The organism is Moellerella wisconsensis ATCC 35017, assembly GCF_001294465.1.
In the GTDB taxonomy this organism is placed as follows: Bacteria; Pseudomonadota; Gammaproteobacteria; order Enterobacterales; family Enterobacteriaceae; genus Moellerella; species Moellerella wisconsensis.
The window spans coordinates 19,373-35,999 of sequence record NZ_LGAA01000018.1; the positions used below are offsets into that span (position 1 = coordinate 19,373).

Genomic DNA, 16,627 nt, shown 5'->3' on the forward strand with positions numbered 1-16,627 from the left:
TTTTCCGTAATATTGCAAATTTATAGGTGATGAGCTAGATATTGTATAATTACTATGCCCAATACAGGTATTTATTTTAGTCGATCTCGTTTAATAAGAAAGCCTGCATCAGGCAGGCTTTAAAAGTTAATCTTATTATATAAAAGGGTTATGTACGGTAGATTACATAGTAATTTGCCAAAGATTATAAAAAGCAATACGTCCTGCCAGTTCAGCCATTAAAACTGCACCAGCACAAGTAACTAATATTGTTTTTGGCATCCGTTGTTTTAAAACAGTGACAGCAAAAATAAAGATAGCTAAGGCGAGAATAACTAACTGAAAAGCCCAAAAAGGAGTTTGTTCTGCGCTTAACTGTGGGCCACTTTCGCTTAAGAAGCTTTGATAGCCAGCTCGGCTAGCAAAAATGGCGACTGAACCGACAATAAAGCACAGTACACCCAGTTGGCGAGCACCGATAATTACCGCTAATGCGCCACCACCGACTAATAAGGTCATCCACATTTGCAGAGTAGTATATTCGGTAAACCAATTAGCAATTGTAGCAATATTATAAACTTGTGGAATAGACCAAACGAAAGCTAGGCCAAAAATGACCGTACCAAGATTGGCTAATTCGCGCAGTAACGGTTTTTTCATAAATAACGTGAAAAACAGCGTTACTGCACCGAATCCAACAAAAATACCACTGAGTAATGCTTCATTACTCATTGGCGAACGGCCAACACCAAACAGCATATTAAAGAAACGCAATGGTTGGCCGACGTGCAAACCACCAATACCTAAGCCAATAACCACAATAATAAAAGCCAAAATATTAGCATTTTTGAGCTGATTAAGGTCGATTAAGCCCAATTTCTTGCTCAAATAAGCGATTAAATACAGGCCTGCGGCGGATTGCCCTAAAACGGTAAAAAATACTAGGGGTAGTTCATGCATATTACACCTCCGCCGGATTTTGTAGTTTGCCACTCTTATCGCCAAAAGGTTTGGCATCTTTGTGTGGTTTGATCACGATATTAGGATGGGTCAAATTAGGATCTGGCATTGGAGCAATACCGCATTCAGAACCGTGACGAGCACGTAACACAGTGATATCGTCAAAATCTAGAGCACGTTGAGGACATGAATCTACGCAAACCGGCTTCATACCTTGGGCAACACGCTCATAACAGCCATCGCATTTGCTCATCAATTTTTTCTTCTCATCATATTGAGGAGCGCCATATGGGCAACGTAATTCACAATAGCGGCAACCGACACAAATCGACTGATCAACAACGACTAAGCCATCTTCAGGACGTTTATGCATGGCGCCTGTCGGGCATCCTGTGACACAGGTTGGGTTAGAGCAGTGGTTGCACGAGATAGACAGATAATAATTAAAGACATTTTGTTGCCAAATGCCGTCTTGTTGTTGCCAACTGCCGCCGCCAAACTCATATACTCGACGGAATTTAGGGCCTAATTCGAGATCTTTTTCATCTTTACAACTGACCTGACACGTTTTACAGCCGGTACATTTTGTGGAGTCAAAGAAAAAGCCATATTGTTTCATTAATTAACTCCTTGTACACGTTTGACTTCGACGAGGTTAGTGTGTTGTGACGGCCCTTTAGCTAAAGGAGAAGGCATCTGTGAGGTTAAAGTATTGATACAACCTCCAACATCAATCCCTTCTTTGTCTAAACTGCGCCATGCACCCTGGGGCACAGCAATAACACCCGGTAATACGCGATCAGTAACTTTAGTTTTAATTTGGATCCTGCCACGACCATTATAAATTTCAGCCAGATCGCCATTCTTTAATCCACGCTGTTGAGCATCGATAGGATTTAACCAAAATTGATGGGGAATAGCTTCACGTAGCATCGCAACATTATAGTAGGTTGAATGAACGTGACCTTTGTCATGGAACCCAGTCATTTGTAAGGGATATTTTTCTTTTTGTTGTTTATTTTCAACGCCTTCTTTATTTGCACAATATTCAGGCACCGCTGGAATTCTCTGACCCTCAGGCAACTGCCAGTGTTTAACACGTTCAGCCAGTTGTTCAGAATAAATCTCAATTTTACCCGATGGCGTTTTTAATGGATTGGCTTGTGGATCGGTATAAAAGTCTTTTAACGCAATATTATCACTGCTATTGGCGAGGATCCGGTCGATAATGCCTTGATCATCCGTTTGTTCAAATGCAGGAAGATGAGGCATGGTTTCACGGGTTTTGTTATAGCAATATTCAATCCATTCAGGATAACTGCGCCCTTCTGTGAATTGATCTTTAATACCAAGTTTGTCAGCAACTTCGGCTAAAACATCATAGTTAGGGCGATTTTCCCACAGAGGAGTAATTGCATTTTGTAATCTGACCATGTAGTGATAAGCCCCACTGGCATAGGAATTATCAATTAGATCATTAGTTTCTACTGGAGTTACATCCGGCAGTAATAAGTCTGCATATTTTGCTGATGGGGTATTGTGATTATCCCAAACTAAAATAAATTCGCATTGGGATTCGTCAGATAAAATTTTATGGGTTTTATTTAAATCTGCGTGCTGGTTTCCGGTGACATTACTGGAATAACACCATAGAAATTTAATCCCTTGGTTTAATTTATCCGCTCCTTTAATCCCCGCATTTTCAGCGGTCATTTCAGGTGCTCGAGTAATCGCATCCGTCCACATGAAGGTTGGAATTTGTGTTTTGACTGGATTAGGAACTGAGAAACCTGCGACAGGGTATTCAATGCTACCGCCCCATAAGCCAGTATTGGTCCCTGGACGGCCAATATTACCGGTCATAATTGGCAACATCATAATAGCTCGGCTCGCTTGTTCGCCATTTTCGGTACGTTGAATTCCCCAGCCTTGAGAAATCCACGCATTTTTAGCATTACCGATTTCACGAGCTAATTGAATAATTTGTGCGACTGAAATACCGGTTAATTTACTCGCCCATTCAGGGGTTTTTGCCTGACCATCAGGTCCATTACCTAGAATATAATCTTTATAAGAACCATTGCGCGGAGCTGAAGCCGGTAAAGTTGATTCATCCCAACCGACACAGTATTTTTTTAGAAAATCTTCATCGGTCAGATTTTCTTGGATCATCACATAGCCCATGGCGGCGATTAAAGCGGCATCAGTACCTGGATAGATAGGTACCCATTCAGCTCCTAGTGTCGTAACACTATCAGTACGACGTGGATCAATGATAATGACTTTGGCTTTGCTTTTTTCTAGGGCATTGAGTGTTTCATAGAATTGTCCACCACCAGACATACGGGTTTCTGCGAGATTGTGACCAAACATGACGACTAAATCAGAGTTAGCGATTTCGGATAACAAAGATTCTTCCACTGAGCCGTAAACGTAAGGGGTAATTTCCATCAATTGAGCATAGGAATATGTTCCATAATCACTTAAAAAACCACCAGTTAAGCTTAATAAGCGTTTGCAGGCAGAGCGGCCATGTAAATTAGCCCCAGTAGAGCCAGTACCGTATTGGTAATAAATTGCCTCATTGCCATAATTTTCGATCGTATATTTCAGTTTTTCTGCAATTATCGAGGTGGCTTCGTCCCAACTAATTTTTTTGAATTTACCTTCACCACGTTTACCGACCCGTAACATAGGGTATTTTAAACGATCTGGATTATATGTTTTCCAGCGGACAGAACGACCACGCAGGCAGGGACGAATTTGATGCTGCCCAAAGGTAGAATCATCGTAAAAAGTTTCATTTGAAATACGGCGTATAACATTATCTTTCACATGTACTTTTAATGGACAGCGGCTACCGCAGTTAACTAGACATGCACTGTATTTTATGGTTTCTCCCGTCTCATCAGGTTTAGAAACAGTGATATCATTGTTTGCTCGCGCGGAAAAGGGCAGTGATATAGATCCCGCAACAGCCGCAGCACCAGCAACGGTAGCGGATGTCTGGATAAAATCACGTCGGCTCATTTCTGCAAAATGAGGGGCTTTTTTAGTTTTATGCATCGACATTGCCTATATAAATAACGATTATTATTTTATTGATGCTGATGTTAAAAAAATTAGCCTGGTACCATCATGATGTAAATCAAGTTAGAGGCTGAAAAATAAAACTAGATTATTCTCATTTACTTAATTTATAAGGATTTTTTGATTGGTTATTTACGTTTTGATGAGTAAGACTTACCAATGGATATGTTATTTAATATATAACGATAAGTAAAAAGCCATAAAAAAAGAGGAGTAAAACCCCTCTTAAAATAATTAATATCTAAATTTACATCAATTTAATTTAATAATCTCTAATAAAAATTAGATTATATTAATTTCGTCATTGTACCCAATTGCACGCATATCATTACCGGTCGGTGATTGATGAACTCTTAAACCAAATTGCGGCAAGATAGAGAAAATATGGTCAAATATATCAGATTGAATCCGTTCATACTCTAACCAAGCGGTAGTATTAGTAAATGCGTATATTTCAACGGGTAAGCCATTGGAATCTGATTCTAATTGTCGGACCATAATGGTCATATTTTTGTGGATTAACGGGTGGTTTTTTAAATATGCTTCCACATAAGCGCGGAATGTTCCAATATTTGTTAAGTTGCGTTGATTTAATGGCGATACTTTGTCTTGAGGTAGCGAGGAATTAAATTGTTTTAGCTCGTTAACCTTATTGTCTATATAAGGCTCAAGCAATTGCGCTTTTTCTAGTGCAGAAATTTCGTGCTCGGTTAAAAAATGAATGCTTGTCGTATCAAGGCGCACACTGCGTTTAATACGGCGTCCTCCAGACTCAGTCATTCCCTGCCAGTTTTTAAATGAATCAGAAATTAATGCATAGGTTGGGATGGTCGTCACTGTATTATCCCAGTTACGAACTTTCACTGTCGTTAACCCAATATCTGTGACTGCGCCATCAGCACCATATTTAGGCATTTCTAGCCAGTCGCCAATATTAAGCATATTATTAGCTGACAATTGGATCCCGGCTACTAAGCCCATAATTGGATCTTTGAAAACTAACATTAATACCGCCGTCATGGCACCCAAACCACTAATTAATATTAGAGGCGATTTTCCAATGAGTAGCGAAATAATCATTATGCCAATAATGACAGTTGCTATTAGCTTAACGCTTTGGAATATTCCTCTGAGCGGTAAACGCGCGATAGAGGGATAACGCTGCATGGCGCCCAGAATAATATCCAGCAGTGAATATAAGATAAGTAAGCCAAATAATAGGCTCCAAGCTTGTGCTCCAACGGTTAGCACTTGCTGAGTTGTAGACCCAGCATGTAGCCATAAAATGGCTTGAATATTAACAACTATACCTTGAATCAAAAAGGCAATACGATTAAATAACTTATGTTGGGTTAATTGAAATTGCCAACCTTGATTCTTCTTTTTTCCATTTTTTTCCAATTGAGGAAGAATAATTTTATGTAAAATAAAGTGCAGAATAAGTGCAACAATAATAATAAGTGATAAGACTATCAATAACGAGGTGATATCGGCGTAGTCATGGTTAAATTGTTTTATCCAATCAAGCAGTTGTTGCTGCATACGTTCCCCTAAAAAAATTAAATACTGCTGTTAAGGCTAAAGAATTCCACGCTTGAGTCAACCATTAACCGATAAATTGTAGGTAATAAAGATTACTATTATGTAACATTTGATTAAAATGTTCAGCTAACAGCTGCCAATAGTATATTGATATATATTAAAAATAATATTTTGGTAGGATAAATTGAAGTTGAGTAGTGAGTTAAGACAAAAAACTGAATTTATCTTATAAAACAATCAAATTTATGATATCAGTCATAGCTATACTAAATATCGTTTATAGCCATATTTATACATTCTTCAGAAATAAAAAAACCGCCTAACAATACAAGTTGAGCGGTTTATCAAAATACAAATTGAAATTAAAGCAAGATATATCAATCTATTAAAGGCCATTGAATTACATAAAACGTTTAGCTGATAATAATTCAACAACTTGTTGTAGATTGATAATAAACTGTTTGATATTGGTCATAACTTAATCCTTAATTAATAAAGTGTGATCCAGATCACTTGATGACCATTTTAGTCAATCATATGTTATAGTCAAGTTAATTTTAAAATTTATTTTAAAAATTAAAAAATAGTTATAGTGTTCTATGTCTATGTCTATGTCTATGTCTATGTCTATGTATAGATATCTAGATATAAGTTAACGAGACTAATAAGTGGTGATTAAAGCGAGTGTAAGTTTTTTTAATTATCAGAAAAGTGCTGATGCGAAGAGGTTAGTATGACCATAAGCACCCTTAGAAGTAAGCAGAGTGGGCATTTTTGTATACTAAATTAGTAACTAAACAAATAATTGTTATAGTTAGAGGAATAGCTGGCAGTGATGTTTATTCTTACTAAGAATAACGCTATAGGTTGTTCAAAGAGAAGATAAATAAAAAGGCTCTGCTAATTGTTACTAACAGAGCCTATAATTTACAAATAACTTATAAAATTTAACTTAAGATTTAAATTGTCTTTTTAGCAGGCTAGCAAAGCTAAATAGCGTGAATGAGGTAAATAGTAACTCAATACCAATAAATGTGGTTAATAAAATAATTGATGTTTCAGCACCGGCACTCAGCAGTAAGTAAGCGATAATAAAATCTAGAATACCGATCAGGATATTCATCCACGCTGAATTCGCGGATAAATTTGAAAATCCTGCATATAATCTGAAAACACCGCCAATAATAAATAATGCACCCACAAAAATAGCTAGAGTCAGTAAACCTTGTAGCGGATCTGTAATAAATACATAGCCCAAAATTAAATACGCGGCTGCGGCGATGAGGCTAAATAAAACTGATCGGCCATTATATATGCGCCCTACAATCAACGTCACAATTATAGCTATACCGCTGATCAGTAACATAACACCTATGATTAGGCTAATTGTTATACCTGATACTAAAGGGCTGGCTAAACAGACAATCCCTCCAACTAATAAAAGAAATGAAAGAATATACAGTAAAGTTCGCTGTTTTTTGATTTGTTCGCCCGCTAATTTAGAGAGCTGCTCGGGATTGATGTTAAGCATGATAAAGCCTCTTTTAATGACTATATTTTGATAAACGACTGTATATTAGTGAATAATGATATATGCGTAATAGATTTAAGTTTCAGCTGTATTTAGTTGCTTTCCGTCACTTAAAATAATGCTAAGCATATAAAATCCGTAGAGTTAAGTTAAGCTTATAATAAATATTAATCAACTACCATAATATAGATCAATAGCGATTAAATGTAACAAACAGTACATCGAGAGTAAGCCTATTCCTATAATTTAAATCATAAAAGGAATACTTTAAGTGCTTAATTTATACATAAGAAAATCTATATTATTAATTATCACTAGAATTATTATTCTAATATAGTATATATATTAATCTATAGTTTTTAACGGTCACATTGAATATTATCAGGATAACTATGTCTGAAATAACACCTGCGATAGCATATGTAAATGGCAAATATTTACCGGAAAGCCAAGCATCAGTATCTATCTTTGATCGCGGATTTTTATTCGCTGATGCGGTATATGAAGTCACTGCGGTTATTCAAGGAAAACTAGTTGATTTCTCTCAGCATATGGCTCGTTTAGTACGCTCTTGCTATGAGTTATCTCTACCACTACCTTATTCAGAAGCAGAATTAGAGCAAATTCATCATTCTTTAATGAGTCAAAATGAGTTAACTGAAGGATTAATTTATTTGCAATTAACTCGAGGAAATCCAGGAACTCGTAGTTTTTTATATCCCGAAAAACAAATAAAACCGACCTTGGTTTTATTTACTCAGCCGGTAAATATTATTGAGCAACCGTTAGCTAGGCTAGGAATACGGATGGTAACCTATGATGATATACGCTGGTTACGCCGTGATATTAAAACGGTTGCGTTACTTGCAGCATCGATGGCTAAAGAATACGCACAGACGAATAATGCCGATGATGCACTATTAGTGCAAGATGGATTTATTACGGAAGGAAGCTCAAGTAATTGTTTTATTTTTCGTGATAATAAATTAATTACTCGAGAATTAAGCCAAGATATTTTACCCGGAATTACACGTCGAGCGATACTTCAATTAGCCAAAGAACAAAATTTAATAATTGAAGAGAGAGCATTTACGCCACATGAAGCCATCGAAGCTCAAGAAGTCTTTATAACCTCAGCGACGACATTGATTTGGCCTGTTATTAGTATTGATGGCCAACTGATAAATAATGGCATACCTGGGCCGATAGCTAAGCGATTGCGAGAAATTTATTTAGCTCAGATAACTAAGTAATATATTAAATATAATATAGCATTGCCTTTGGCTATAGAACGTGCTGCTTTTAATTATTATATAATAAATTCATATTATGTAATCAAGTTTGAGTAAAGAATAGCAACCCAATTGCGTAAATAAAATTTAGCCTATAGAAATTTTATTTACGCAAGATAATCCGAACATATATATCTTAATAAGATTTTTATGACTGTTGCCATTCCGTGGAGCAAGAGATTGTCGCCATGCCTTGTAATGCTTGCATACTTTGTCTATGTAATTCCTCATTTGCGGCAGCACAAAGATCCTCTAATACAGTTACTTGATAACCTAAATCATGAGCTAAACGAGCAGTACTTTGGATTGCCATTAATGAACTGACGCCGCCGATGACTAAATGTTGGCAATTATGCTGCTTTAACCATTGGTCTAATTTATTACTGGTGAATGCGGATACCCCCTTTTTTATAAAAATATGATCTTGAGGTTGTACGTCTAGCCCTTTTACCCATTGACATCCTGAACCACTTAATTTTAAAGCTCCCAGTTTCTGTGCGTTTTTAAACATAGGCGAGCCTGCGGGAATATCGTGATAATCATCAGAAAAGCCCACCTTAACCCAGATTACAGGGATTTGATGAGCTCGCGCATATTGCGCTGTTTTATTCGATTTATTAATAATATCGCGTGTTTTTGTTTCGGCAGCACTACTATTAGACAGGCCTTGTTCACCAATAATATCTTCAATTAAGTCAATAATTATTAATACTTGAGACATAGATGTTCCTATATAATTAATCTGATAAAAAAGAGTTAATTTAGTCTATTTGTTCATTAGGCTCAGGAAGCCAACTATCATCAAGCCAAATTTCTTCTAACATCTCTTGTATTCTTTCCTTCTCATGATCAACTTTAGTTCCACTGATCACAATTGATTGCGAGGTACTTAATGCGACGCGAGTGATCATCTCTGGAAATTGTGGTTTTAGTTTACGTTCAATTTCTATTTTCAGCGCATCCATAATACTCGGAGACGGTTTATGGGAGGAAAGTTTATCAAACAAGACTTCAATACGTAACATAATAGCCTCATAACATAACTGTATCTATATACAGTGTATTTATAACTCGATTTTCTTTATTGTCAATTAAAATTTAATTAGTCATCATTAGCTGGAAGAAGCATCCATCTTCAGTAAGATAGTTCTTTTTACAAGCTATAATAAGACTTATTCTTATATTCGTGTACTGTGTGTAACATGATCACTTGTCATAAAATCTCTCATTTAGTTACTAATTGTTACAAAATAACAAACTATCTTTCTGTTTTTTACTTTTTGAATATATTTCACTGGTGGATAGCTCCACTTTTTCGAGTTTATAGTTGTGGTAATTACGAACTTTAGATATAAAACCGGGGAGAAAAATGACATAAACATAAAATCTATTAAATATAGAGAGTATTATATGACGCTAAATAAGACAGGTAAAAAAAAGTTTCGCCTTGGTTTAGGCTGGCAAATATTAATAGCATTATTTTTAGGTATTATTTTAGGAGCAATTCTTCATAATAATACAGAATATAAAGATTGGTTGATTTTAAATATTTTAAATCCAGCAGGTAATATTTTTATTCAATTAATAAAAATGATTGTTGTACCAATTGTTATATCAACATTGATTGTAGGAATTGCCGGAGTTGGTAACACTAAGCAACTCGGTACATTAGGTTTTAAAACCATTCTTTATTTTGAGCTGGTAACAACAGTCGCTATTATTGTGGGCATTTCATTTGCGAATATATTCCAACCTGGTGTGGGTATTGATATGTCGCAGTTGACCCAGGTTGATATCTCACAATATGAAAAAACCACGCAGGCAGTAGAGAGTCATCCGCATGGAATTATTAATACAATATTATCGTTAGTGCCTAGCAATATATTTGCTGCTATGGCGAGTGGTGATATGCTTCCTGTTATTTTCTTTGCTGTATTATTTGGTTTAGGTTTATCTTCATTACCAAAAGAGAAAAAGCAACCTCTATTAGATGTTCTACAGACTTTTTCTGAAACTATGTTTAAAGTGACCAATATGATTATGTTATATGCACCGATTGGTGTGTTTGCATTAATCTCGGTTACTGTTGCCAACTTCGGATTTAGCTCATTAGTTCCATTAATTAAGTTGATTGTTATTGTACATGTTGCAATTCTATTTTTTGCACTAGTAGTATTAGGATTAATTGCTCGTTATTGTAAAATAAATATATTTACTATTATTCGTATTTTAAAGGATGAATTATTATTAGCTTACTCAACTGCAAGCTCTGAAACTGTATTACCGCGTATTATGGATAAAATGGAAAAATACGGTGCGCCTAAATCAGTTACAAGTTTTGTTATTCCTATTGGGTATTCATTTAATCTTGATGGTTCAACTCTTTATCAGAGTATTGCAGCTATTTTTATTGCACAGCTTTATGGTATTGAATTATCTATCGGGCAGGAGATTATTTTAGTCTTTACTTTAATGATTACTTCTAAAGGTATCGCTGGTGTACCAGGTGTCTCATTTGTGGTTCTGTTAGCTACACTTGGTAGTGTAGGTATTCCTTTGCAAGGTTTAGCATTTATTGCTGGTGTTGACCGTATATTGGATATGGCGAGAACGGCTTTAAATGTCGTTGGTAATGCGCTTGCTGCAATTATAATCTCTAAGTGGGAACATAATTATGATGAGAAAAAAGCTATAGAATATGAAAAAAGTTTATAATAATTAAAATCTAATAATTCTATAAAGCCAACGTATTTGTGTTTAGACCACAAATATGTTGGCTTTTTTATTATTTGTTATTCATTATTTAATTTTTTATCTTTAGTAATATTAAATATAGTTAAGTTCTAAATTATTCTTTAAATGTAAAATATTTAATTAACTAATTTATGAGATGAAATATAAGTATATATTACGGAATTTTAGCTAAAGTACATAAACTGACAAAAATCTAGAGTATGATAAAATAACCATTAATCAATAAGCTAAATGATATAAGAGGCTTTTTTGGTGATTAGTTATTCAATTGGATTCTTAATTTTCTATGTCTCATCTATGATAAAATGATAAGATATTCAGAAATTTTTTATTGAGTTACAATCAAAGTAGCGAAATTTTTTAAGTTATTTGGTAATAAAATATATATTTAAGATAAGGGTGATTAGTGTATTCTAAAAATGTTTTTAAATATAAATATTTACATCCAAAATATGCATTAACTTGGCTTGGTGTGGGTGTATTATATTTGTTAGTTCAATTACCTTATACTTGGATTGTCATGATTGGAGGTAGCTTAGGTAATTTATCAAGACTTATCTTAAAAAGACGGGCAAAAATAGTTAAGAGAAATCTTCAATTATGCTTTCCAGATAAATCCGTGTCCGAAATAGAACAAATGGTAAAAAAGAATTTCTATTCTCTCGGAATTGCGTTATTTGAAACAGGGATGGCATGGTTCTGGAGTGATCGCCGGATAAAGAAAATATTTACTATGACCGGTGGTGAAAATTTCACCAATGCAATGAACAAGCAGCGCGGTATTATGGTCGTTGGAGTTCATTTTATGTCGATTGAGCTTGGTGGTCGGATCATGGGAACTTGTTATCCAATTAATGCAATGTATCGACCACATAATAATAAAGTTATGGAATATATCCAGACAAAAGGGCGAACCAGATCGAACAAAGGTATGATCGATAGAAGAAATTTAAAATTCATGATCGAAGAGTTAAAAAGTGGTAAAGCCATTTGGTTTGCACCTGATCAGGATTTAGGCACTAAAGGAACTTTATTTGCACCATTTTTTACGGTGAAAAATACCTCGACATCAAAAGGAACCGCGATGATTGCGCAGTTATCTAATTCCGTGGTACTAACGATGGTCTTAATTAGAAATAATAAAAATGGTAAACCTTATGAAATGATTATCGGTCCTGAATTAGATAATTATCCGACGGGCGATAAGCAACATGATGCTGAATATATTAATCATATTATTGAAAATGAAATAATGAGGGCTCCAGAACAGTATTTATGGGCTCATCGCCGATTTAAAACTCGTCCCAAAGGTGAACCCACTTTTTATGAAAATAAATAACTTATTATAAATATAATCGAGTTATAAGTATGCGCTAAGTAATATTTTAAATTTAGCGCATACTTATTATTATTCATGAATTGATGAAATAAACATCAGTTTTTTTGCATCTACACATCAGTCTCTCTTTATCTTCTAGGTACTTTCTTATTAATCAATACGTGAAAGAATATTTGTTGCTAGCTGCAAATAGAATATTCGATTCTGGTTAATAAGAATCAATCAATTAGTATAAAATATGTTGCTCGTCTGTTTATTTTATCATTTAATAAAGCAGCCCTACGGCTTTATCTTGAGTAATGAATTTACATGAAAAGTTACTATTATTAGTCATAGTTATCACTATAAGCCACGATGTTCAATCTTAAATAATAAGCAGGTGTTTATGGAACGTTTTATTGAAAATTTAATGTATGCCTCGCGTTGGTTAATTGCCCCAATATATATAGGCTTATCGTTGGCACTAGCCGCATTAACGATTAAATTTTTTCAAGAGATCATTCATGTATTACCCAATATATTTTCTATCGCTGAATCCGATCTCATTTTGATCTTATTATCTTTGATTGATATGGCATTAGTCGGTGGATTATTGGTCATGGTAATGTTTTCTGGTTATGAAAACTTTGTTTCCCAGTTAGACATAGCTGAAGGTAAAGAAAAACTGGGTTGGTTAGGAACCATGGACTCGAACTCATTAAAAAATAAAGTAGCAGCGTCAATTGTAGCTATTTCATCCATTCATTTGTTACGTATATTTATGAATTCACAAAATGTGCCCGACAATAAACTCATGTGGTATGTGATTATCCATTTAACTTTTGTTCTTTCGGCATTTGTTATGGGATATTTAGATCAAGTGACCAAGAAAAAATATTAAACTGAGTAAATTATTTGGCCTAAATATGTGTTGATAGCAGTGATAAAGTAAAATTTATTGCTGCTATTTTACTTTTTATACGTCTAAGTAAATTATTTAATTATTTGATTTGCAATAACTTTACTGGATGAGCACTGCAGGTCATAAAAATTAATATGCAAATAAAGGTTGCTATAAACAGGGGAATATGAGTAAATAGCGTCATCGGTTTGAAAGTACAGACCCATTTATGATAAGCAAGTTTAAAGCAGTTCACCATTTAGTGTTATCCACGATACCCCTTCATTGCGAATTCCTTCTAATTAGTTCCCATAAGTACGTACAAATTTAAAACAAACCTTAATCTGCCTTATGGCAACTCTAAAATTTAAAGGATTTCAAATGTCTAATACAATGACTGGTTTAGTAAAATGGTTTAACAATGATAAAGGCTTCGGTTTCATTTCACCAAAAGATGGCAGCAAAGACGTGTTCGTCCATTATTCTGCAATCCAAGGTACTGATTTCAAAAGCTTAGATGAAGGCCAAGAAGTATCTTTCACCATCGAAGATGGTGCTAAAGGCCCAGCAGCTGCTAACGTAGTTGCTCTGTAAGAGTTCACTGTTATTTTGATAAATAAACTATACTGTTTATTTAAATAAATACAAAGAATCTTAAAACCTCGCTTATGCGGGGTTTTTTACGTTATATATACTAGAAATTATATCTTTATATAGCAGATCTATTTTTTTGATCACAATATTTAATTAAGCTGAGTAGTATTTGCTATAGATATATTTAGCCCTAATATTAAATGTTACTCTAATATCATACTAGTAGATTTTAGTTCGAAAAAGTCGATGACGAGTACTATTTTTGTGTTAAGAGAATAAATAACGGTGGGGAAGTAGTTGCTTGTTCGGTACCGAATAAATGATTTTGGGTCGATTTTTACGATCAATTTTTTAGTGAGCCTATTATTACGCTATCAGTGGTTACAAGTTGATATTATATTATCAATCTAATATATCGGGCATTTTTTTAGGAAATTTTGGTCGGTATGATAGGATAATTATTGATGCAGCGGTTGGTTAGTTTGTTAAAACAGGTAAAAGATAAATATGAATTAACAGAACGGTACTATATAAAAGACATTTCAAAATAAAAGATATTTCAAAGACAGCAATAGTAAAGAGATATGAAGCGCTCAGAGGATAAAATTAGATAAAAATTAATGATAGCTGAAAATTTCATCGAAACATGTTTGATTATAGTTGGTGCTGTTTTAGATACGGATGAACGGGTAAATAAATCCACAATTAATAGTTAATACTTTTGTAACAAATTTTGGGCATTAATGCGATAAGCGTGAATAAGTTCCACCTAATTTATAGAATATAACCTCGCAATTGCGGGATTTTTTATGCCTAAAACAACCATAAGACGGGCTGTTAACTTTGGCCCGAGTTATATGTGTGACCATGCACAATAACTAATTAAACTTAAATTATTTTTAAAACTGTAAATTTAATGTTATTTCGTGTAAAAATAAACTCTCAAGAGCTTATATGGGGTGGTTTTTATGTGGAGTAACAAAGTAAATATTAAGATAGTTATTTGGGGAACTATTATTGGTGGCTTTATTAGCTCATTAGTTAAATGGGGCTCTGAAGTAAATATGCCACCGAGAGTTGCGGGAGAAATATCGCCACCAGCGGCGAATATTGATGCGTGGTTTAGCTGGTTAGGCGTTAACTCTCACTCTCTTGATTATTTTTATCAGGGTTCATTGATTGGTGGCGCTGTAACTTTATATCATTGGCTGTTTAGTTTTGTGTTCGCTTTTGTATATGTTTTTTTATCAGCTTATTTACCTAAGATCCGAATGTTTTATGGTGCATTGTATGGCGTTATAATTACAATATTTGCTCATGGAATAATGATCCCATTATTTGGATTTCGTCATCCATCATATAATGAGGGGAAAGTTGGTTGGCTCTGGAATTTAAATGGCTATGAACTAGTTAGTGAGATTTTAGGACATATTTATTGGGCTGTATCTATAGAGATTTGTCTAATTGCAGTCTTAGCATCTTTTGCTCGTCCTATACGTGGTCGCTGGATTAGCCAATAAATAATATTTACACTCGACTGTGTAGAGTGTGGCGATTTATCCAGAATTGGCTTATTGCCTTCTAATAAGAGACGTTCTATACCTAGTCGCATTAAATATATTCAAGACCTCGCATTCGCGGGGTTTTTTTATACTTAAAACGAGCATAAGTTTATTATTAACTTTGGTTAGAATTATATGTATAGTTACGCAAAATAACTAATCAATGGTTTCATCACATGATAAAAAAAATCACGCTAATGCTGTCTTTACTTTTTATGTTATCAGCATGTTCAATTAAAACGCTTAACTTAACACAAGAACAAGTAAGTAAAATTCCTTCTATGGGAAATGTAAAAGTGATTTTGCCTAATCTAAGTGAACATAACATTCAGCTTGCAAGTAAGCCTTCACTTTTTATTACTTATCGCTCTAGTGATTTACAAAAAATAAAGAATGAAAAGTATCTTTCTATTTCTCTTGATGAATCAACTAATAACCAAGAATATGTCATCAACATCCCAGACTATCAAGGGACTACTGTTGACAATATTTCATTATTGATTGCATATAAAATTAATGGAGATTCAACTATATACGCTAATGCAGTCATACAGCTAGTCGCCATATATGATGAAGATAGATATGAAATAGATAAACTATCGAAAGCGAAACACTATAAAAATGGAGATAGCATTAACTATATTTTCGATATAAAAATGCAACCAAATTTAAAATTAAAAGGATTGTATTTCTATACTGATAAGGACGTTATCTATGGTTCAGGAATTTCATCAGTGTGATGATATTACCGTGCTTATAAGTGAGACGTCTCTACAATAGCAAAATATATGTAAATAATGCTATTTTAGGCAACAAAATATTCTAGAAATTATTCCGAGGGTTGCGCATTGCGTGGCCTTATTCTATTTAAGAGAGATAGTTATGATTGATAAAATCAAACTATCAGTAATTAAAAGAGCCAAAGTGTCAGGTGTTGTTCTCATTCTAGAAGAGTAAGCGATCATCATTGGTATTATTTGTACGGTTGTAACGTTCTTTGTTAATTGGCACTACAAACGAAAAGATTTCAAATTATAAGAGAGCTACCAGTGGCAAAAATATCCAATAAGATAAAAATTGCAGCTGGTGATGTGATGGCTTTAA

General features: G+C 34.3%; 15 protein-coding genes. 8 read left to right on the plus strand and 7 right to left on the minus strand.

Annotated features, from left to right (window positions below; all coding sequences use genetic code 11):
• Positions 1-162: 162 nt before the first annotated feature.
• The 5 genes from M992_RS08225 to M992_RS08245 all read right to left on the minus strand — a co-directional run bounded on the left by M992_RS08225 (position 163) and on the right by M992_RS08245 (position 7,102).
• Complete coding sequence (locus M992_RS08225; protein WP_053908101.1) at positions 163-939, minus strand: dimethyl sulfoxide reductase anchor subunit family protein; 777 nt, start codon at positions 937-939, stop codon at positions 163-165.
• 1 nt (position 940) lies between these two features.
• Positions 941-1,558 carry a DMSO/selenate family reductase complex B subunit gene (locus M992_RS08230; protein WP_047256991.1) on the minus strand — a complete coding sequence of 206 codons (618 nt, stop codon included), beginning with the start codon at positions 1,556-1,558 and terminating at the stop codon, positions 941-943.
• Complete coding sequence (locus M992_RS08235; RefSeq protein ID WP_390892489.1) at positions 1,558-4,011, minus strand: DMSO/selenate family reductase complex A subunit; 2,454 nt, start codon at positions 4,009-4,011, stop codon at positions 1,558-1,560. Before M992_RS08235 ends, M992_RS08230 begins: the two co-directional genes overlap by 1 nt.
• Before the next feature lie 300 nt (positions 4,012-4,311).
• Positions 4,312-5,571 (minus strand): mechanosensitive ion channel family protein, encoded by a 1,260-nt coding sequence (locus M992_RS08240; protein ID WP_053908103.1) that lies wholly within the window; start codon positions 5,569-5,571, stop codon positions 4,312-4,314.
• Positions 5,572-6,523: 952 nt separating this feature from the next.
• On the minus strand, positions 6,524-7,102 hold the full coding sequence (locus tag M992_RS08245; RefSeq protein ID WP_053908104.1) for an HdeD family acid-resistance protein: 579 nt from the start codon (positions 7,100-7,102) through the stop codon (positions 6,524-6,526).
• A 392-nt stretch (positions 7,103-7,494) separates the two neighbouring features.
• Here M992_RS08245 and M992_RS08250 point away from each other — a divergent pair, with 392 nt between their 5' ends.
• Positions 7,495-8,355: a D-amino-acid transaminase gene (locus M992_RS08250; RefSeq protein WP_053908105.1), complete on the plus strand. Its 861-nt coding sequence runs from the start codon at positions 7,495-7,497 to the stop codon at positions 8,353-8,355.
• Between the two features lie 187 nt (positions 8,356-8,542).
• On the opposite strand, the gene M992_RS08255 is transcribed toward M992_RS08250, so the two are convergent.
• Together M992_RS08255 and M992_RS08260 are read right to left on the minus strand one after the other, a co-directional pair.
• Complete coding sequence (locus M992_RS08255; protein WP_053908106.1) at positions 8,543-9,115, minus strand: cysteine hydrolase family protein; 573 nt, start codon at positions 9,113-9,115, stop codon at positions 8,543-8,545.
• A 40-nt stretch (positions 9,116-9,155) separates the two neighbouring features.
• Positions 9,156-9,419 carry a DinI-like family protein gene (locus tag M992_RS08260; RefSeq protein ID WP_053908107.1) on the minus strand — a complete coding sequence of 88 codons (264 nt, stop codon included), beginning with the start codon at positions 9,417-9,419 and terminating at the stop codon, positions 9,156-9,158.
• Between the two features lie 385 nt (positions 9,420-9,804).
• On the opposite strand from M992_RS08260, the gene gltP reads away from it, so the two are divergent.
• From gltP to M992_RS15610, 7 genes are all read left to right on the plus strand, one after another.
• Positions 9,805-11,109 (plus strand): glutamate/aspartate:proton symporter GltP, encoded by a 1,305-nt coding sequence (gene gltP / locus M992_RS08265; RefSeq protein ID WP_047256985.1) that lies wholly within the window; start codon positions 9,805-9,807, stop codon positions 11,107-11,109.
• Between the two features lie 445 nt (positions 11,110-11,554).
• Positions 11,555-12,487 carry an LpxL/LpxP family Kdo(2)-lipid IV(A) lauroyl/palmitoleoyl acyltransferase gene (gene lpxL, locus M992_RS08270; RefSeq protein ID WP_053908108.1) on the plus strand — a complete coding sequence of 311 codons (933 nt, stop codon included), beginning with the start codon at positions 11,555-11,557 and terminating at the stop codon, positions 12,485-12,487.
• 385 nt (positions 12,488-12,872) lie between these two features.
• A complete protein-coding gene (locus M992_RS08275; RefSeq protein WP_047255667.1) occupies positions 12,873-13,367 on the plus strand; it encodes a TIGR00645 family protein in 495 nt (164 codons plus the stop codon).
• Positions 13,368-13,748: 381 nt separating this feature from the next.
• A complete protein-coding gene (gene cspE / locus M992_RS08280) occupies positions 13,749-13,961 on the plus strand; it encodes a transcription antiterminator/RNA stability regulator CspE (protein ID WP_047255668.1) in 213 nt (70 codons plus the stop codon).
• A gap of 968 nt (positions 13,962-14,929) precedes the next feature.
• Positions 14,930-15,481, plus strand: a complete 552-nt coding sequence (locus tag M992_RS08285; RefSeq protein WP_053908109.1) for a YagU family protein — start codon at positions 14,930-14,932, stop codon at positions 15,479-15,481.
• Between the two features lie 218 nt (positions 15,482-15,699).
• The gene (locus M992_RS08290) at positions 15,700-16,263 is read left to right on the plus strand and encodes a hypothetical protein (RefSeq protein WP_053908110.1); all 564 of its coding nucleotides are present in this window, start codon (positions 15,700-15,702) and stop codon (positions 16,261-16,263) included.
• Between the two features lie 226 nt (positions 16,264-16,489).
• Positions 16,490-16,561, plus strand: a complete 72-nt coding sequence (locus M992_RS15610) for an HP1 family phage holin (protein ID WP_390892494.1) — start codon at positions 16,490-16,492, stop codon at positions 16,559-16,561.
• Positions 16,562-16,627 lie beyond the last annotated feature (66 nt).

Coding starts and splice junctions, on each gene's coding strand:
- M992_RS08225 (WP_053908101.1), bottom strand. CDS start 939: ATGCATGAACTACCCCTAGTATTTTTTACCGTTTTAGGGCAATCCGCC.
- M992_RS08230 (WP_047256991.1), bottom strand. CDS start 1,558: ATGAAACAATATGGCTTTTTCTTTGACTCCACAAAATGTACCGGCTGT.
- M992_RS08235 (WP_390892489.1), bottom strand. CDS start 4,011: ATGTCGATGCATAAAACTAAAAAAGCCCCTCATTTTGCAGAAATGAGC.
- M992_RS08240 (WP_053908103.1), bottom strand. CDS start 5,571: ATGCAGCAACAACTGCTTGATTGGATAAAACAATTTAACCATGACTAC.
- M992_RS08245 (WP_053908104.1), bottom strand. CDS start 7,102: ATGCTTAACATCAATCCCGAGCAGCTCTCTAAATTAGCGGGCGAACAA.
- M992_RS08250 (WP_053908105.1), top strand. CDS start 7,495: ATGTCTGAAATAACACCTGCGATAGCATATGTAAATGGCAAATATTTA.
- M992_RS08255 (WP_053908106.1), bottom strand. CDS start 9,115: ATGTCTCAAGTATTAATAATTATTGACTTAATTGAAGATATTATTGGT.
- M992_RS08260 (WP_053908107.1), bottom strand. CDS start 9,419: ATGTTACGTATTGAAGTCTTGTTTGATAAACTTTCCTCCCATAAACCG.
- gltP (WP_047256985.1), top strand. CDS start 9,805: ATGACGCTAAATAAGACAGGTAAAAAAAAGTTTCGCCTTGGTTTAGGC.
- M992_RS08275 (WP_047255667.1), top strand. CDS start 12,873: ATGGAACGTTTTATTGAAAATTTAATGTATGCCTCGCGTTGGTTAATT.
- cspE (WP_047255668.1), top strand. CDS start 13,749: ATGTCTAATACAATGACTGGTTTAGTAAAATGGTTTAACAATGATAAA.
- M992_RS08285 (WP_053908109.1), top strand. CDS start 14,930: ATGTGGAGTAACAAAGTAAATATTAAGATAGTTATTTGGGGAACTATT.
- M992_RS08290 (WP_053908110.1), top strand. CDS start 15,700: ATGATAAAAAAAATCACGCTAATGCTGTCTTTACTTTTTATGTTATCA.